This is a genomic window from Pelotomaculum propionicicum (assembly GCF_004369225.1).
In the GTDB taxonomy this organism is placed as follows: domain Bacteria; phylum Bacillota; class Desulfotomaculia; order Desulfotomaculales; family Pelotomaculaceae; genus Pelotomaculum_B; species Pelotomaculum_B propionicicum.
In genome coordinates this window covers 1-478 of record NZ_QFFZ01000179.1, presented here as the reverse complement: position 1 = coordinate 478, position 478 = coordinate 1, and the positions used below count along the sequence as shown (strand labels likewise).

1 protein-coding gene is annotated in these 478 nt (G+C 54.6%); it reads left to right on the top strand.

Translation table 11 applies throughout. The features are described from left to right. Positions 1–380, top strand: a 380-nt coding sequence (locus Pmgp_RS19415; protein ID WP_427910057.1) for a reverse transcriptase domain-containing protein, incomplete at its 5' end; no start/stop codon positions are given. Between the last annotated feature and the right edge of the window lie 98 nt (positions 381–478).

The following is a 478-nucleotide window of genomic DNA, read 5'->3' as shown; positions in this document are numbered from 1 at the left end:
GGCCGGGAAAGTCGGCCGCTGATGCACTTGCCATCACCCGGCAGCGATGCTGGCGGTACAATTGGGTACTGGAGTTTGACATCAAGGGCCTGTTTGATAACATTGATCATGAACTGTTAATGAAGGCTGTCCGTAGGCATACCGACAATCCGTGGGTCATCTTCTATATTCAGAGATGGCTTAAAGCCCCCTTTCAGATGCCAGACGGCACGGTCAAGGAACGGACAAAGGGCACCCCTCAGGGCGGTGTCATCAGTCCGGTTCTGGCTAATCTGTTTCTCCACTATGCGTTTGATGCGTGGATGGTCCGGAATCATCCAGACAAGCCATTCGCTCGATATGCCGATGATGGTGCGCCACGAAGGCGCAGGGCTGCATGAGAGCCCTAAAGCCATGCTTAATCGAAGATGAGGGAAGGCCCCTCGGAGCCGCCATGCAGGTGGAGGCTTCAAACCACCGTAAGCTGCTGTGGACAAAA